The sequence below is a fragment of the Bacteroides sp. B1-V-101 genome (genome assembly GCF_023656585.1).
In the GTDB taxonomy this organism is placed as follows: Bacteria; Bacteroidota; Bacteroidia; order Bacteroidales; family Bacteroidaceae; genus Bacteroides; species Bacteroides thetaiotaomicron.
On sequence record NZ_JAMOKH010000001.1, the window covers coordinates 197,059 to 214,641 of the forward strand.

The window sequence follows — 17,583 nt, forward strand, 5'->3', positions numbered from 1 at the left end:
TTATACTTCCTCGTTAGGGAAATCGATTGCGAATTGGCTCATAGGCTTAATTCTGTCTGCTATTGCTGTCCAGTTGGTTGCTGTTTTATAGGCGTCTAAAGCTTCATCAGGGACGTAGATTGGACAGTTATTGGTATTATTAAATACGTCATTAGAAATACTGTGAGGAATTATTTTCCTAGATTTGATATACTTTAAAGATTTGCAATCTGTATATGCATTGTAGGTCAATGATGGGAAAGGGATAGGTAAATTAACTTTAGTGATAAGTCTACAGCCATAAAACATCGTTTCAGCTGTAGATACTTTTGTAAAAGTTTCAAATTCTTCACCAATCACCCGTTCTAATTTTGAGCATCCATATAATATGCCACTAATTCTATTAACATTAATCATAGTTAATAGAGGGGAGAGGTCTATTGAAGTCAACTCTGTACATCCACGGAAAAGATATGATATATCAGTAACTTTGGTCAGATTAGATAGCGGGGACAAGTCGATTGTTCTCAGGGTTTTATGATTATAAAAAAGGAAGGATAAGTCCGTAACTCCTGTCATGCCCGACAATGGTGATAAATCAATAGATGTCAATTTTGAACACCCAGACAACAGACTGGATAAGCTCGTAACTCCTGTCATGCCCGACAATGGCGATAAATCAATGGATGTCAATTTTGAACACCCATATAACAGACTGGATAAGTCCGTAACTCCTGTCATGCCCGACAATGGTGATAAATCAATAGATGTCAATTTTGAACACCCAGACAACAGACTGTATAAGTTCGTAACTCCTGTCATGCCCGACAATGGCGATAAATCAATAGATGTCAATCCATAACACCCAGACAACAGACTGGATAAGCTCGTAACTCCTGTCATGCCCGACAATGGTGATAAATCAATATATGTCAATCCATTACACCCAGACAACAGACTGTATAAGTTCGTAACTCCTGTCATGCCCGACAATGGCGATAAATCAATAGATGTCAATCCATAACACCCAGACAACAGACTGGATAAGTCCGTAACTCCTGTCATGCCCGACAATGGTGATAAATCAATAGCGGTTAAACTTGAACACCCATACAACAGACTGGATAAGCTCGTAACTCCTGTCATGCCCGACAATGGCGATAAATCAATAGCGGTTAAACTTGAACACCCATACAACAGACTGGATAAGCTCGTAACTCCTGTCATGCCCGACAATGGCGATAAATTAATAGCGGTTAAACTTGAACACCGTCCGAACATGTTAGATAAGCTCGTAACTCCTGCCATACCCGACAATGGTGATAAATCAATAGATGTCAATTTTGAACACCCCGCGAACATGTTAGATAAGCTCGTAACTTTAGTCATGACGGCAATCGACGTTAAATCAATCGAAATCAGACTATTACATTCTAGGAACACTTCTGAAAGGTCATTTCTGTCTCTATCGTTTTTGAATATATTTCCCCCGACGTATTCCAGATAATAACAAGCATTAAATCTCATACCATTAATCGCGCTATTTCCTATACTCCAGAAAGCTTTCAAATTTGATGTTGGGGGCGAACATTTTTTTACACCTTCTGCATTTTTAATCTCTACCTGATAAAAATTAGAATCACCATAAGTATGATAATAATAATCAGTTGAGCTCCCATTTGTCGTGCTACCATCTCCCCAATCAATAATAAAATCAGTATTGGTATGAGAGAGCACGAGAGTAACCCTCGAACTACCTCCTTGTAGCAACATTTGAATATTCCCATTCTCTTTAGGCTTAAAGGATGCAATATTAAGTACGAGTGTTATGTTTATTGAAATGGCAGATGTACCGACTGTTACATATCCAGAATAATCAAAATAACTGGGATGAGTTACTGTATATTCTTGATTTCCTTTTCCCAATGATAAAGTGCATTCACCGTACTGGTTTGTGACAGATGTTTGTGATCCTGATTTAATTGTCGCTCCTTCAATAAGAGCAGTGCCATATTTCACGATGAATTTCACATCTACAGCTGCATAGATTTCTATAGTGTTCGTCGTGTCTGATGTAATAGAAGAGAATGAGAATGTATTCCCGGCATATCCGTATGCGGATACACTTCCGGAGACAGCAGCTCCGGAACGTGGTAAAGTCACATAACCGTCCTTGTCGGAAATATATGATTGGTCACCGATGACAACACTAGCTCCTTGTACATACGTTGACTGATTGTAGACTTTTACTCTTATCTTTCGTACAGGGATATAAGTCACTTTGTAACTCTGAGTTCTTGTGCCGGCAGTTGTATATGTCTGCGACAGCAGTTCATGGTTATCTGCCTGATATGTAAATTCCACTTTAGTACCATCTTCAACTGCTACCTTATATTGCGTATCACTAACCTTCTCAAATTCAACATTACAGGTGAATACTGAGTTTGTCAATGTTTTGCTTTGTGAAGATGAGAATGTGAATGTTGTGACTGGTGTAGGCTTTAGCTGGCCATATGTGATAGTCAGTTCCGGGGATGCTGCATTGATCTTCGCCAATTGTGCTTGTGAAGCTACAGAGACGTAACATTTCCCGCTAACAATAGCCTTATCTGTGTTATTCCCGTTTTCATCGAGACCTTTCAATTTGATCAACTTAGCAATTATGTCCAATGTCGATATATTCCAGTCTACACCGATCAAGCGTACACGTTCTAACTTCATAGTATCAAGCGCAAAGCATCTGTCAATGATAGACAAGACATTAGCTTTGTTAGTATTCTCCCATCTGATTGTCGAAAGATTCTGTACACCATCAAGGATTAATCCTGTATCAGTAATATTGATCTGATTGAGCATGGTTAGGCTAGTAACGGTTTCCGGCAGGTGCATTGTACGCATATTCCCGGCAGCCGGCAGAAGTACTGCAGTAGTAGCTGAACCTTGTGCATATAGTTCTTCAAGGTTGTCGCATCCGGATACATCGATGGGCTGCGTGTAGTTCGGGCAGTTGGCCATGTTGAGCAGTTTGAGCATACGGTTATTGCCGACATATAAAACCGTCATATTTTGGTTCTGATATCCTTCGACAGTTGAACCGATGATTAGCTCTTTAAGCCGTGTCATCTTTGATACGTCGACCGATCCGGGATACAGAGCAGACAGATCACCCAGGGAGGTAATCAATGAAGCACCATAGATGATCGTTTCCGTGTCGTTGAAAGTCATTCCTTCCGGAGCGACCATTTTGAAGCTGTCATTAAATCCGACACGTTGTGATCTAGTGACCGATCCCCATTTAACGTTGAAGTACATAGCGTTGAATGAGGTCAGTGTGATGTCGGCACATGGTGCAATTCCTGTCCATACCGCAGGAGTATAGGTACGGAACACAGCAGTGTCACCCAGGACCGATCCGGCAAGGAACTTGCTGTCGAGATACAGGAAACGGTTTTTCCATATCCATTTGCCGTATAATTCACGGCTTCCCTGCAAGGCATACAGATAAGCTCCGGTCTTGACAATCTGAGGATTCTCATGAGACTGGGAGTAGTCCAGGTAACCTTCAATCAAAGGTTGCTCATACTTGAAATAACCGTCTTCATTATAAATAGCTTCACTCCATTTCTCCGCCTGCCGCTTGTACAGGTATTCGATCATGCGGTCATACGACAGGATGCCGCGCTGACGCATTGTATAGTACATTTCACGAATGTCATCAGAGAACGCTTCCTCTACGAGTTTCCATAATTCTGAGTCGGCACCATTCCAGACATTCTTATTTCCGATCACGTCTGAAATCTCGACATTATACAGGAATGCGATTAATGCTTCATTGTTGATAGGAATCAGGGTATCGTTATCATAGAAGATTAACAGCCATAGTTTGCTCCCTATCCGGGTGAGGAACTGGTTCTTGGCACGCTGGTCGGTCATACCAAGTGCCAAGGTTGTTAATGCGTAGAAAATAACGGGTTTCTTATCGAAGTATTGACTAAACTCTGACTTGAACTTTTCCACGTTCCCTTTACAGCTATTCACCCATTCAAATATCTTCTGAACATTCGTGATGTCGGTACCACCGTCAGGATACCGAGCTTCTATGTTATCTTCCCATCCGGTCATGTCACCGGTCTTAAATAGGGTAAGATCAGATGTGTTATTGGAGAACTCCCAGCTTTCATCTCCCTCCTTGAATCCGAATGTATTCTCTGCCACCTTATCCGTATTCAGGTTGATTTTACCGATGAATACAGGTGCGCTGTCCGCTGTTTCCTTGTGGAATAGCAGGAATGGCCGGCCGGCAACAGTAGTGCGGATCTTTGAGTCTGTTTTCTGCGCTTCGGTCAGGATATCCATCTCTTTGAGCATGGTGTCGATCATGTTAGCCACTCCTGTATTATGCGTACCGGAAGATTCTGCAAAATCGGTTTTAATACAGAAGATGGAAGCCGGAAGCACGTCTTCCGTTACCTGATAGGTATCTTCTTTCATTCCTGTCTCCGTGTAGGTGATGCCGTCCAATAGCTCAAATTTATAGTTTTTGCGGGGGTAGTATTGGGATGATGTACCCTGAACGTTATTTTTAACGTCTGCCACCCAGTTAAGAGATGAATCGACAGAAGAGAACAGATAGACCTTATTCGTCTTCTTGTCTCCCTTGTATTGTGGCAGGTCACCTTCGAATACAAGACAGTCGATCATCTTGTTTACCTTCTGAAAGGATACACTGCCATAGTCGTCGTAGATTTGATTGCGCAGGTACAGATCACGTTTCTTCTCTACGTCGTCCATGTCGGCAATGTAGTTGTCAAGCAGCTGGTACCGGTTCAGGTTATTGTTGTATGATCTGATATTGTAGATGTCTATGGTTGCGTCAGGACAGCCGATGGCAATATCTACAGGAACCGATTGCATGAAATTGTCCGCGTCCGGATACTGCATGGAACCGGACTTGATACCGTTTACGTAGATACCTACTAATCGGTTATCTGCTCTCTTCTCTACGACAAAAGCTAATCTGATACGTTCTTCGTCTTTGAATCGTGTGTCAATAGAGCTTTGCTCTGATTTAAGCAAGGCTGTTTGAGAAGTGATCTGAATACCACGATCCCCGGACCAGCAGGAGATGACAGGTGTGTCGTAGTTGTATACATCACGCACGGTAAATTCAAATTCAATCGTTTTGCCTGTCGCACGGAAATCGGAGGCAAAGAGATGCAGCGGAAGAGTAACCGATGCCCCACCGCTGATACGGAGACAGGAATAACCGTTATCGTCTTTCACCCAGCCGTTGTTCTTCCAGTTGAAGCCGGAGAATGAGGCGGTGATGTCATTGAACTTCCATTCTTCTTTGTTGGTATCGGAGTTACTCCGGTTCTGCGAAGTAAGATAGAGTTCCAGGTCCTGCGTCTCAGGTTCTACGATAATGGGTGATTCAGTTACGTTGACATTAAATGTTTTCGAAGTATTTCCACAGGTGATGGTTAAAGTAAGCGCACCGGCATCGTTCGCACGGTAGCTCCATGACTGCCTTGTACGGTCTACGGTTTGCGTTGATACTACCTGACCATTGGCAGACAATGTAATCTCGCTACTGGATGAAGCAGGAGAATAAACGATAAACGGGATGAGCAGGGTATCGTATTGTTCGATCTCTGTCATCTTGAATGAGGATGCAATGACAGGAGTATTGCTTCCGGATGAAATACAGATAATATCATAGAACAGATGCTCGCTTTCGATGTCTGTTTCATCAATGGTAGCGGTTGCATATACCTCTAAGATATGTGCACCATGCGCTTGAGGCGGAATACTGTATGTCTGCTGACGGTTGCTGATAGCGGTCTCAACGGTACCGATTTCCTTGCCGTCGATCTTAAAGTGAATAACCTTGGTTAGTGATCCGACAGGGGTATAGACAAATGAGATCGCTCCGACATAAGCCTTTGAATCATCGAATGTAGAAGTGACTGAGATGCTTACTGCGTTGATCTTGAATGTCAGTTTGCGGGTAGCTCCGTAACTGTCGGTAACTTGTACGACGAGGATGTTGTCACCTAAAGACAGGTATTTGCCTATATTGAATGAGACTTCGCCTTGGTTGATTGTTTCAGAGGCTACCTGTTTATTGTTTAAGGTATAGGTTGCGATACCTTCGCCGGTTTCCTCGCCGGACAAAGTAGATGAGTATGTGTACTTGATCAGTGTCTCCTTACCATGAACGGCCGTTGCATTTGACGGAGTGACAAAGGCAAGCGTGAGCTTTGTTCCTCCGCCGCCTGCAGCTGCTTTCACGGGATAGAATACACCTGCTCGTTTTTGCATCATATAGTTGCCGTCCGGAACTAGATCGAATGATTCATCTGTGTTATCCATCTCACCTAGTGAGGTAGAACCGAATCCACTGTTTTTAGGAACTTCTGTTAATCCTATTGCCATAACATTACTATTTTCGGGATTTTCTTTTTCTGATTCTGTAACTCCATAATCGGTGTCGGCCATCACGACGACACCACCGGACAGCCGGGTCATTTTACCGACATTCAAGCCGCCCTCGATATCGCAGCCTTCTTTAGAAGTAAAGCCTTTATTGAAAGTATCTTTGATGTCTTTACGTGCATAACGATCATCACCGAATGATTTAGAGGAGATGGGTTCGAGCTTGTAATGCTTACGCTTATTAGTAACGGGAATTGATTCATCAGGAACGAGTATATAAGCATTTGTTTTCCCATTTTCCTTGACTGTTATAATTTGTCCATCAATCGGAAAATATTCCTCTTCTTCAATATTCTGTGCATATCGGGTTGCTTCCTCCAGTGATTCCCAGCCATCCGTGGAGTCGATAAAACGATCCGTTGTTCTTCTATATTGAGCGGCGAAGCTTGAACCTTTTATATTCAGTTTTACCATATCCTTATACTATTTTAAAAGTGAATGTATCCGGGTCGTTGAGTCCACCGGTTTGCAGGTACCATAGATTATAATCAATAGCTTCGCTACTGTTTGCGCCTTCTACTGATATCTTGATAGGACCTATACAGTATTCTTTATCTTCTGCAAAGTTGGCGGGATAAGAAGTCAGAGACAGTTCTGACAGTGTGCCTGAAGGAACACATACAGCCACTATTTTCCAGTTTGATGCAGGGAACTTAAAGGTACCGGGACCGGTATAGAATCCACTTGTGCCCAATGCCCTTATATCAGCAGATGACTGAGGAATAGAGGAGCATACCCCTGCGAACCATTTACGCCTCACATTTACACTAATCTTATTATTTAAAGTTTGCTGCGGTATGGTATTATCTGCGCTTGCAGCATAAACTACTGTGGCAGCATAGGTTTCCCCCTGAGTATAGTATCCGTCTAAGACTCGTACAGCTCTTTGCTCGCCATTGCTCTCTGCTGAGAATTCCATTTTGAATGCTTCATTGTAATCATAATATGCTTTGATCATTTCACCGTTACCATACCTGCTTGCTATATAAGTGATCTGTCCCTTAGCCGTCCCATATTCGACGTCATTGGACGTTGACAGATGTCCTACTAGAGATGCCGACTCTGCATGTGAGAGCATTGTCCTGAAGAGACTTTCGTATGTTGTTCCTTGTTTCAGAACATCGCCGGGCTTAATGTAGCCGGTTTGTGGAGCTGTGACGCGGATATCCTTGGTCAGGCTCCCTCCGGATCCGGGCATATTCTTATATCTTTCATTCAGGAAAGATAATACGGCTGCCACATCCCGGTTAGATACACTGTTCTTCAGAATGGCTTGATCAATGTAATCAATGAGTTTATCTATGACTTCCTGGTTATCTGCCATGTCAGTTGAATTGTGAAGTGAATTGTTCGGTATGTATGCGTGCGGATCCGAAATCATCATCACCGAATGATCCAACTCTTTGCTCTGAATCACTAAAATGCAAGGTTAACTTGACACTCTCCGGAGAAATGGCGCGAGCTGCTCTGGTCAGGTTCTCAGCTGTGACGTTAACTCTGATATTTCGTCCGTCCATGCCGAGGATACGGACGTCTTCAGAGGATAACATATCGATCAAAAAAATTAGTTCATCATTCGTCCGGTATCCTGATTCTACAGTCATAGATTCTTTCCCGGATAATCTTTCCCAAGATTCTACGTAGTCGTCTATAACTTCATCATACACATTGAATGCGTTCTCTTCGTCAGCTTCGCGCTTGATGGTACCGATACCGGTGATTTCGATTAACTCATAGGAACCGTATGAATTGAGAAACTGCAGGAGATATCTTTCGCGGCTGATTGTGCCCGGCGTAATGACGATCGTGCAAGATTTTTTCTCTCCTACATACACATCAAATACGGAAGCCAGAATATGATGTGTATCAAACAACTGCTTCCGGAGGCGATATATATTCAAAGCGACCGGTTGCCCGGCTGATCCTTCTATCGTTGTCTCTATTCCGTTTGTGAGGACTTTCATAACTCCTCCTTCCGGATAGATGAAAGGCATAGGCAGCAACTCCGTTTCCCTGATCGTGATAAGTTTTCCGGTCGTTCGTGTAGTCTGGAAGAAGTTCACTTCCGGATTCATTAACTTCCAGAGAAAGACGCTTTTGTTTTCTTCATGCAGATGCCGGAGCATTCGCTTGCTGACTCCTCCGATAAACACGTTTAGATATAAAACCTTTGTTTCCCCATTTGCGTTTGAAACGTTGATTGTAATGCTTTTGGCACAACTATCTGCTTGGAGCAGGATCTTCTCAGACTCATTATATAATTGTGCCGGTCGCACGACATCAGCAAGGATGTCTTGTAGAAAGACAAAGAAGTCGCCTTCTCCGCTGCCGGTGAATATTTCTTTTCCATCAGCTGAAATGGTATAGGTTGCACGCGAGCTGCTACTGATCGATAGCTTAATCGGGTTCCCGGTCAAAGCCATGCTGGCCGGATATATGTTTACTGATAGTAGGCTCATTTTACTTGGTAGTTAGGTATAACAATAGATCCCTGTACCTGATAATCACAAGCACATTGATGCTGTAAGAAAGCCTCCCGCTCCGCAGTCGGAAGGGTGAGGAACTCAAAGAACTCATCAGAAGTAGCAGAGGCATTCCCTGAATACGATTTATACGCAAGCAACATTTGTTCGATGTCGGCGGATTGTATAGCTGCTGTAATGGTCACTTGATTATTCATAATTGCAAAATTGAAGATTATAACATGAGTGATAAAGGACAACTAAAACAGTTCGGCACGCACAAACTGGTCATATTGCACATCGTAATGCACTCCTCCTTTAGGATCGCTGATGTCGTAATGCATGGTACCACCTGATGTACCTAGATATGTCCGTACCCGGTAGTATAGATCAAAACTGTGCGTTGCCTTATAAATAAAGTATTCTTGTTTATTATTGAAGTCCTCTTCAGTCGGTACAGACAAAGGTATCTTTGCGTTAGGAGCATCCGTTGATGCGTTCTTGTACTGCAGATCATAAATGGTTTGGTCTTTTCCCAATTTACTTCTCCATTCATCTACTTGGCTCTTGGTCGCAGCGTTGACAGCGGCTGATCTATTATCGAATCGTTTCCATGTATAGAGTTGTTCAACAATAGGTACAGTTTGCTCTTTGTCTAAATCAAAAGGCTTAAGTAGTTTGATAGTTCGCAGCTTTACTTTAGCCGGATCGGAGGATCGATATGGGAGTGTATATCGGACTGAATCAGGTAACATACGTTGACCATCCAGCAGGATAGGGGACAGGAAGCTCGGATTCATACATTGTTGTGCAGACAGATGCACATCAGTCTCGACCACATGATTGGCATGCCGGAGTATTGCATCGTAATCACGCCAAAAATGACTGAACAATCCGTATTGGCCAACAAAAGTGAGTGATATGTGACAGGCTTCACCATACTGCTTATCCAGTGCCGGCTTACCTTGTGAATCTAAACAGTTTTGTGAACCGTAGACCAAATAGCTGTCTGAGTCAAAAAACGAGAAGCAAAAAGCGAGTGGAGTCTGGTATTCCAGATTCTCGGATATGTCGACGTCTGAACTTGTAATAGTAGTATAGCGATGTACTTTGCTGAAAAGATAAAGCGGGACGGAGATAATTTTGGTTGTGCTTACTTTAAACATAGCCAGCTTGGACGGGAGGAATTCATCAACAGAGGAGATCTCTTTGTATGCCATATCTGCTCCTCTGTCCCAAGAAAAGAATTCGGAGGATACAAATTCAGTTTGTTGGGTGACATTGTCTGTTTTGTAATAGGCTGCATACTGAGGCTTATAGACTAGATATCCTCCAGCTTTAGTCGTTACGATATAATTGTATGGCTTGAGAAATTTGTCCAGTGATTCGGCGGCGGGTGCAGCGGAAGATTCATCCGTCGGGCCTTTCACATTAGTTGAAGCTGATAATTTAAGTTGCTGTGGCTCTTCAAAATTAATGACCGGTTTTGATGCTTTCAATAGTGTCCAGTCTGAAGAGTGAGGAGCGTTGATGATATCTCGTATAAATTTAAGCCGGACGCTGCGGGTGTTTCCATCGACAAAATAGAGCAGACCGAAACGGCACCAAAGTGCTTGCATGAATTCATTGATGGTGCAATCCGGCATCAATTCGGAATATTTCAGGATACCTTTGACACAGCAGTCTGCGGCATTATTAAGTACTACCAGCTGTTTGAGCTGGTGGTGTGTAGTGAATGGATTTTCGATGATGGTGTAGCCATAGGCTGCGAAGATGGTTTCAAGTATGTAGCTTACTTTTAGGAATGGTGTGACTCCATAACCTTCGGGTAGTGATACTTCTACCGGCCCGTCATCTATGAAAAAAGTTTCTGTTCGGGCTGCTCCGAATGATCCGTTATAGTTGTTTAGATATTCTAGATAGTCTATGGTCTCTTCATCTACTTTACGGTTGTAAGATACGGCTATAGGAAAAAGGCAAAACGGAGAGTCTTCTTTTGATCTATTATCTAAAATATAGGAAACGAGAGCAGATACTCCTCCTTCCGGTTTGTAGACCGGCATGTCCAGAGATTGCAGGGAAACTGCGTTCCAAATGCTGTATAATTCGGACTCACTAAAACCAACATTAAAGGTAATACCTTCTTCCTCGGATGCGCTTACCACATTCATCTTCCCGACGCGGTGATATACGCCATCGGCAATCGTGATACGATCATCTTTGGCAGGAGCGGTATCAATGTCGGTTCGCTCAATGTGCTTGTTTAGGCGAAGGTTCTTCTTTGTGCCCGGTATGGTGGCTGCGATGGACTGGGAACCGCGCTCATTATAGATAGGAGAACTGTCTTCTATCTCTGTATTGAAATCTTTCTGTAGGTCGAAAGTTCCGGAGGCGTTAGATATTTTGAGTGACATGACTGATTTATTTAGTTGATCGGGTAAACGGTTTCTTTGTTTTTTCGTCCAGCTCTTCTGCTTTATGGATATCGCGTAGGGTGACGTATGCTTTCAAGGTTTTAAGCGTACTAATGAGGCGGCCTATCTCTTTGAGCAATCCTTCAAGTTCGGTAGCGGATAGTGCTGCGTTGCCAGTTTCCTTGCTGTTCTCTTTGTAATTGTCAACAACCGAATAATTTCCGGAGGCACGCTGGGGAATATGTCCGCTGCGGGCATCTTCGATGGCATCCACTATCAAAGGATAGTTAATGTGTTTCTGTAGTCTGGCAAGATCTTCAGCGTTAATGATTAATTCAGCACCATTTTCGGAAATCAGGGAAGTGCGTCGGACGATTCCGGTAGGGGAGGATCCGATGTAAGGTACATTACGGTAGTTCTTGCCATCATCTTCTCCGATCACATCATAGCGTCCGGACGCCCATTGTGATACGCTGACTGTTGCCCGTTTGGTAGAATCGGTGGAGTCAGTATCATTAGAAGAACTGGATGAATGCTTTCCGCCTACCAGTCCTTTTAGTGTGGACTTGGCTGTAGCAAGTGCAGCCATGATCAATCCGGAGAGGATGGCGGCGCGTGCGGCACCGGAAGCTCCGAATGTTGCGACAGAGTCGGGCATAGCCATTGCTTCTGCCGTAGATCTGGCTACTGCACCGGTAGCTGTCGCTGTCGCTTTAATAATTTCTGCATTAATAATCTTACCCAGCACATCGAATATGATATCGATCATGGTATCGGCAAAGCCTTGCATGGCATTTTCTTGTCCGGAGATCAGGTTACCCACTGCAGATCCTAACTCGGATCCATATTGCTTATATGTGTTGATACGTTCCTGGTATTGTTGCTGTTCTTTCTTGGTCTGTGCTTCGGTCTTCTTTTGCTCAGCTTCTTTTGCTTTAGCATGTGCAGCTTGTTCTTCTTTCAGACATTTGACTTTGAAGTCCAGCAGCTGCTTCTCTACTTGCTTCCGTTGTTCTGCATTTAATCCTGCAAGAGAAAGCATACGTTCCAGGTGCATGACGGTGAGCTGTTCCATCGCATCATTGTATGCAGTCTCGGAATTAAGATTCTCATCCTTTCCGGAAGCATATAACTCTTTTAATTCCTGTTGCTGACGTTCATAGTCTGTTTTTTCTTGATCAATCAGTTCTTGGGTATGTTCTTTTTGCATCTTCAGCTTCAGATCATTGATCTGATTTTGGATCTCAATGCCTTCTTTAGATTTTGTACCGGTGACTTTCAATGAACGTTCCAGGTATTCCATCTGAAGACATTCCATTTCTTTCTGAAATTGCTTTTCGGTCTGCAGAGTTTCATCTCCTCCTTCCAAGTACATTTCTTTCAGGAAGGCTTGCTTCTGAGCATAGAGCATCTTCTCTTTCTCTAACTGTTTTTTTAATTTGTCTTCATCATTATTGCCTCCAGTCGGGGTGACTGTAGTGGTGGTACCATTTCCCACTCCAGGCTCTTTCTTTTTGAACTTTTCGGAGAATACTGCACTATATTCTTTTTTTAGTGCTTCAAGAACTTTCTTTTCATCAGCTATTTTTGTGCGTACATCTTCTCTAGCCATAGATCCCATTAATGAATTGTCTTTTAGTGCAGGAGATCTTTCTAATTTTTCTATTGATTTATAACGATCGAAGAGTTCTTCACGCAATGTCTTGAGTTTAATATTCCTGTTTAGCGCTGCATTCATATCATCCAGCTTTGTTGTCGTCTCATTGATAACTTTACCTTCTTCATTGATTTGCGCCCGGTATTCAGGCATAATTTCTTGAAGTTTGGTAATTGCGGTTCTTCTTTCGTCTAAAGATTTGTTCCCGTCATGGATCGTATTCCATAACTTTCCAACCTGTTCTTTTTCTTCCTCATACAGTTTTGCTGATTTCTCATGAAGTTTATTCATGGTTTTTTGGATATCATAGCGTTCCCGGATAGCTTTATTCCATTTATATGAAACGGCAATAACTCCAACTATGAGTGAGGCTATTAGGGCAAACGGACTTAGTTTCATTATAAGAAACAATTCCTTCATTGCTACTTTAGCTGCTTTCAAATTCCCTGTTAATGTTGCAGTAACAGCTGTGTAGATTAATGTTGAAGCAGTAACTATTTTATCCCAATACAGTCTTAACTTTTGCATTGCGATATATTCTTTCGATGCAACTGTCGTTTGCGCTGTCCAGAAGTTTTCAAGTTTTAGAGCGGCAATATAGATCCCGATGATGGTTGTTAGAGTGATGATGGCACTGGAATGCTTGCCCAAGAAGCTGATAAGATCGACGAGTTTCCCAGTCCAGCTTGTCGTACTGTTCATAACACTGACAATGGCAGGATTGAGTTTTTCCATTAGCTCTATTCCCATTTCATTCATCTTGTTCTTAGCCTGTGCTAATTTTGCCGCCGCTGTGTCCGATTTGGTTGCTGCCTGTTCCATAGCAACACTAGTTCCTGTAACAGCTTCGGTATAGTATTTGACCTTCTCCGCCTCATTGATCAGAACAGATGCGACGTTATAACCTTCCTCACCGAACATCTTTTTGATCTTCGTTGCTGATAACTGTTTTTTCTGTAGATTGTCCAAGGCCGTTTCCAAACCGACAATTTTGGGATTGGTATCGTCTGCACCTGTCTGAAGGGTGAGGAAGAACCTCTTTAAGCCGGTGCCTGCGATCTCATCCTTGATACCCTTCTCGCCTAAAGTTTCGATTGTACCGACTAGCTGCTCAATGGGAATATTGGCAGATGCAGCTGCCACTCCGGAACTTTTGATAGACTTCGTTACGGATTCGACAGCAGCAGATCCGTATTTAGATCCGGCAGCCATGACATTAGCATAGCGTGCAGCCTGATCAGCTCCATCCCCGTATTGATTAAGTGACAGAGTAACGGCATCAACTGCATCTTTCAGGGTCATCCCGGAAGCGGAAGCCAGGATCAGTGTTTGCTCTGTGACTGCGGCCAAGGCTTCTTTATTTGAAAGAAGTTCAGGTTTGGCAGATCCGACCAGTTTGTAGGCATCCATGATCTCCGTTGCAGATTGGCGAATACGAATGCCCGACTCTGTCACTGTAGTGGAGAGGCGGATAGCTTGTTGTTCCAGCCAGCCAATGCTCTCCTCGGACAGACCGGTCAGTGCTTGAACATCGGCTTTGACATCTTCACGTTCATTGCGCTTTTCCCTGAGCTGGTTTAGCTTTAGGCTTATACCCGTGATCATACCGAGTACCGTCCCGGCTAGTCCGATGTATTTATTAATGAAATTGGCCGTTTTCCCCCATGCGGTACCTTGGCAACCGATCTCAATATTCATTTCTCTTTGTGCCAATGTGATTTCGGTACAAACTCGTTTGTATTGTCTAAGAGTTGTGTTGTATTGCTCTGTGCCGCGTTGTTCTAAGCGAAGTTCGTTTTGCAGCTTACGTTTAACGGCAATTAATTCATTGTAGGTGACCCCGGACAGATTGTTTAGGATACGTTCTGTCTCTTTAAGCTGTCCTCTGTGTTCTTTTTCCTGCTGTTGTAGCTTACTGATCTCGCTCCGTAACTTCTGTGCGGCGAGTGTAGTACCTTTGCCGGATTTCTCCAAGTCTTCCAGCTTCTTTTTATACTTTTCGGTTTGAGATACTATTTCATTAATACCTTGCTTGTAATTGGTGGTATCGAGGTATATTTTAATGCCTCTGTTATCTACTTTGCTCATAGGATTATCGTAAGAATATGTGAGTTAGGTCTAGAGTCATGTCTGCACAATATTTGGCAGCGATATCTTCTAATTCTTTTATATGGTCTGATATGATGGGATTGAACCAGTCTACGGCTTGGCGTTTCCCTTCTCCTATTTTACCACGGCTATCCGGATCCATTTGTTTTAGTGTACCGTATTTGTCCGTCCATTTACTACCAATAAAACCTCCGTGACCTCGATAAGCTCCTTTTGCAAAATAGACTCCATGCCTGGCAAATTTGAAGCCAATGCTTCTTGGCTCTGTTTGATATGTCTTATCAAGATGTATTTTGTGAGTAATGCTCTCTGACAGCTTTTCTCCATCGTTTTTACCTCGATATGTTTTATGCAGGAGTACGCTGGCTTTGAGGTATTTTTCAACTTTGGATGCCCATGCATTTAGCTCGTTTTTAAATGAGTTGACATGATCTATATTTTGAGCGCGTTGATATCGGTCAGTGTCTCCGTCTTCTTTGAATTGAAAGTGAATGGAAGGCTTGTTTCCTGCTGCAACGAATGCGGGAACTTCAATTCCGCTACGGATGGCAAGATTCTTTAGTTTCTTGAAATTACCTTTTGTCATGGAAGTGTATGCTTCTATCCAGTCAGACAGAAGGAAGTCGTCGAGGTCTTTTCTCATAGCCAGTATTCAGGTTTGATAGTGTAGTTGAAAGAGTTTAATAAATTGAATCCAATTAAGACTCCATAGAAATTATCGGCCAGTGGACCTACTCCGCGTATGGTAAAGCTGTCCGGATCTAGGGTAGTCAGACTGTAACTTGATGAGAATTGCTCATTCATCATGCGAGCGATAATTTGATGAGCTATCAGGCGGCATTCTTTTTGTGCGTCCATTATGGTTTCGGTGCGTTCGGAATTTGTATTTTTCAATACGATAAAGAAGTATTGTAGCTTTTCCGTCATGTTATCAGGTTGCCAAGAAAAGTCAGAATTAGAACCGTCGATTGCTATTAATATTGTCCCTTTGATGTTAGATAAACGATCTTCTATTGACAGGAATTGTTCTTCCTCTGTAGCTGGGAAGAATCGTTGTTGTTCATCTGTATGAGCTATTGATCTGAGTTGACTGGCGAGGGATTCGCCATATTGAAAATGATTGTATTGTCCCATAACGGCATAATGTTTAGGTTATGGAGACAAAAATAGCCCGCTGTGAGCGGGCTATAAAGGACACTATAGAAGTGAGGTTATGGTATGATTAGTAAGCTGAGTATTAATATCATGAGGGATAGCCAACAAAGCTTGGCTATCCACGAACGTGATGCTTTGCAGAGTGCCAGGCAAATGAGTATAGTGCATCCTATGGAAATAATTGTAATCATCCTTATTCTTTATTATTTGTTTCAGGAAGCAATATATGGATTAATCCGGATAATTGCAAGGTTTCATATCTATTCATAATTTCTAGAATTTAAATTGGTTGAAAACATAATATACGGATACTAAGTTTAATATGGCTTGCATACGGGCACGCTTAGCTCGGCGATGACGACGACTCATGGACGACCTCCTTTATTGATCTTGTTCCTAAAATCGAACGTGATTATTTTGCCAATAGTTTGTTCTCTTTTGGGCGATGCTATCTTCTTTTTGTAGTTGGTAAGCATCTCAATAACGGTATCGATATGATTCTCTCTGATAGATCCGATAGTCGTGGTTACGGTTCCGGCATAACTGCCATCTGGTCTGAGAATCATTGATTTGCCTTCTAAGTGGATGTAGCCTGTTTCATTGTTAATAACACGACATTGAGATGGTATGATTTTCTCTATGTATTTTTTCATGGTTGATCTCCTTTCTGCTCTAATAGGTAAGTATCTTCTCCAAAAGAATAATGACCACGAACTTTGCTATAAGAAATAAAGCACACAGGGGTGCTATCGTCATCTCCTAGTTTAAAGCTCCATTGCCCTCCGGAGGAAGTTTCATGACTACTTCTAAATATGAGCGTCTTTTGGTTAGGGTATTTTTCGTTTAGTCTTTTGACGACTTCTTCAAATTCACACTTCAGTGAATCCATTGCGCATTTATCCTGTACTAGGATACGGTCGTATGCCTGGGCAAATTCACACATTTCCTGCCCTTTGTTATTAACCTTTCGGTAGGTCTTTACATCATAAATGAATATCATTTCTTACCTCCTTTCTTGCATTGTTTTGCCCGATAAACACAGATGGCTGCACCGATCACGGCAGGAGGGAAGATAAAGGTAAGGCAAAAACAGGCTATGGCAGAGACGTAGTAAGCATCTGATGCGGAGTTGATAGCACAGTCTTTCTTAAGTTCGCTGAAGTAACGTTCTTGGAGCGTGTTTACATCCGTACTATTGGTACAGAATGAGGGCACGAAGGTTGTACCCATGTCTTTTTGTTTCATACTGATATGTTGTTTGGCATTAAAAATAAGAACGGCTATCCGTTCCCTAAAGTCGCCAAACAAC

General features: G+C 42.6%; 11 protein-coding genes. All 11 read right to left on the reverse strand.

What is annotated here, in order from left to right:
* On the reverse strand, positions 1–6,891 hold the full coding sequence (locus NBH01_RS00800; protein ID WP_250699939.1) for a leucine-rich repeat protein: 6,891 nt from the start codon (positions 6,889–6,891) through the stop codon (positions 1–3).
* 4 nt (positions 6,892–6,895) lie between these two features.
* Positions 6,896–7,801 (reverse strand): hypothetical protein, encoded by a 906-nt coding sequence (locus NBH01_RS00805; RefSeq protein WP_225678955.1) that lies wholly within the window; start codon positions 7,799–7,801, stop codon positions 6,896–6,898.
* Between the two features lies 1 nt (position 7,802).
* Positions 7,803–8,936: a hypothetical protein gene (locus NBH01_RS00810; RefSeq protein ID WP_225678954.1), complete on the reverse strand. Its 1,134-nt coding sequence runs from the start codon at positions 8,934–8,936 to the stop codon at positions 7,803–7,805.
* Positions 8,933–9,157 carry a hypothetical protein gene (locus NBH01_RS00815; protein WP_151210896.1) on the reverse strand — a complete coding sequence of 75 codons (225 nt, stop codon included), beginning with the start codon at positions 9,155–9,157 and terminating at the stop codon, positions 8,933–8,935. The genes NBH01_RS00810 and NBH01_RS00815 overlap by 4 nt, the downstream gene beginning before the upstream one ends.
* 42 nt (positions 9,158–9,199) lie before the next feature.
* A complete protein-coding gene (locus NBH01_RS00820) occupies positions 9,200–11,353 on the reverse strand; it encodes a hypothetical protein (protein WP_225678953.1) in 2,154 nt (717 codons plus the stop codon).
* Positions 11,354–11,360: 7 nt separating this feature from the next.
* Complete coding sequence (locus tag NBH01_RS00825) at positions 11,361–15,098, reverse strand: phage tail tape measure protein (RefSeq protein ID WP_225678952.1); 3,738 nt, start codon at positions 15,096–15,098, stop codon at positions 11,361–11,363.
* Positions 15,099–15,102: 4 nt separating this feature from the next.
* A complete protein-coding gene (locus tag NBH01_RS00830; protein ID WP_225678951.1) occupies positions 15,103–15,762 on the reverse strand; it encodes a hypothetical protein in 660 nt (219 codons plus the stop codon).
* Complete coding sequence (locus NBH01_RS00835) at positions 15,759–16,253, reverse strand: hypothetical protein (protein WP_225678950.1); 495 nt, start codon at positions 16,251–16,253, stop codon at positions 15,759–15,761. Before NBH01_RS00835 ends, NBH01_RS00830 begins: the two co-directional genes overlap by 4 nt.
* 386 nt (positions 16,254–16,639) lie before the next feature.
* The gene (locus NBH01_RS00840) at positions 16,640–16,840 is read right to left on the reverse strand and encodes a hypothetical protein (RefSeq protein WP_225678949.1); all 201 of its coding nucleotides are present in this window, start codon (positions 16,838–16,840) and stop codon (positions 16,640–16,642) included.
* 83 nt (positions 16,841–16,923) lie between these two features.
* Positions 16,924–17,274 carry a hypothetical protein gene (locus NBH01_RS00845; protein ID WP_225678948.1) on the reverse strand — a complete coding sequence of 117 codons (351 nt, stop codon included), beginning with the start codon at positions 17,272–17,274 and terminating at the stop codon, positions 16,924–16,926.
* Complete coding sequence (locus NBH01_RS00850; RefSeq protein ID WP_225678947.1) at positions 17,271–17,519, reverse strand: hypothetical protein; 249 nt, start codon at positions 17,517–17,519, stop codon at positions 17,271–17,273. The genes NBH01_RS00845 and NBH01_RS00850 overlap by 4 nt, the downstream gene beginning before the upstream one ends.
* Positions 17,520–17,583 lie beyond the last annotated feature (64 nt).

Excerpts from the sequence above, each read along its gene's own strand:
- NBH01_RS00800 (WP_250699939.1), bottom strand. The coding sequence starts at position 6,891 with ATGGTAAAACTGAATATAAAAGGTTCAAGCTTCGCCGCTCAATATAGA.
- NBH01_RS00805 (WP_225678955.1), bottom strand. The coding sequence starts at position 7,801 with ATGGCAGATAACCAGGAAGTCATAGATAAACTCATTGATTACATTGAT.
- NBH01_RS00810 (WP_225678954.1), bottom strand. The coding sequence starts at position 8,936 with ATGAGCCTACTATCAGTAAACATATATCCGGCCAGCATGGCTTTGACC.
- NBH01_RS00815 (WP_151210896.1), bottom strand. The coding sequence starts at position 9,157 with ATGAATAATCAAGTGACCATTACAGCAGCTATACAATCCGCCGACATC.
- NBH01_RS00820 (WP_225678953.1), bottom strand. The coding sequence starts at position 11,353 with ATGTCACTCAAAATATCTAACGCCTCCGGAACTTTCGACCTACAGAAA.
- NBH01_RS00825 (WP_225678952.1), bottom strand. The coding sequence starts at position 15,098 with ATGAGCAAAGTAGATAACAGAGGCATTAAAATATACCTCGATACCACC.
- NBH01_RS00830 (WP_225678951.1), bottom strand. The coding sequence starts at position 15,762 with ATGAGAAAAGACCTCGACGACTTCCTTCTGTCTGACTGGATAGAAGCA.
- NBH01_RS00835 (WP_225678950.1), bottom strand. The coding sequence starts at position 16,253 with ATGGGACAATACAATCATTTTCAATATGGCGAATCCCTCGCCAGTCAA.
- NBH01_RS00840 (WP_225678949.1), bottom strand. The coding sequence starts at position 16,840 with ATGATTCTCAGACCAGATGGCAGTTATGCCGGAACCGTAACCACGACT.
- NBH01_RS00845 (WP_225678948.1), bottom strand. The coding sequence starts at position 17,274 with ATGATATTCATTTATGATGTAAAGACCTACCGAAAGGTTAATAACAAA.
- NBH01_RS00850 (WP_225678947.1), bottom strand. The coding sequence starts at position 17,519 with ATGAAACAAAAAGACATGGGTACAACCTTCGTGCCCTCATTCTGTACC.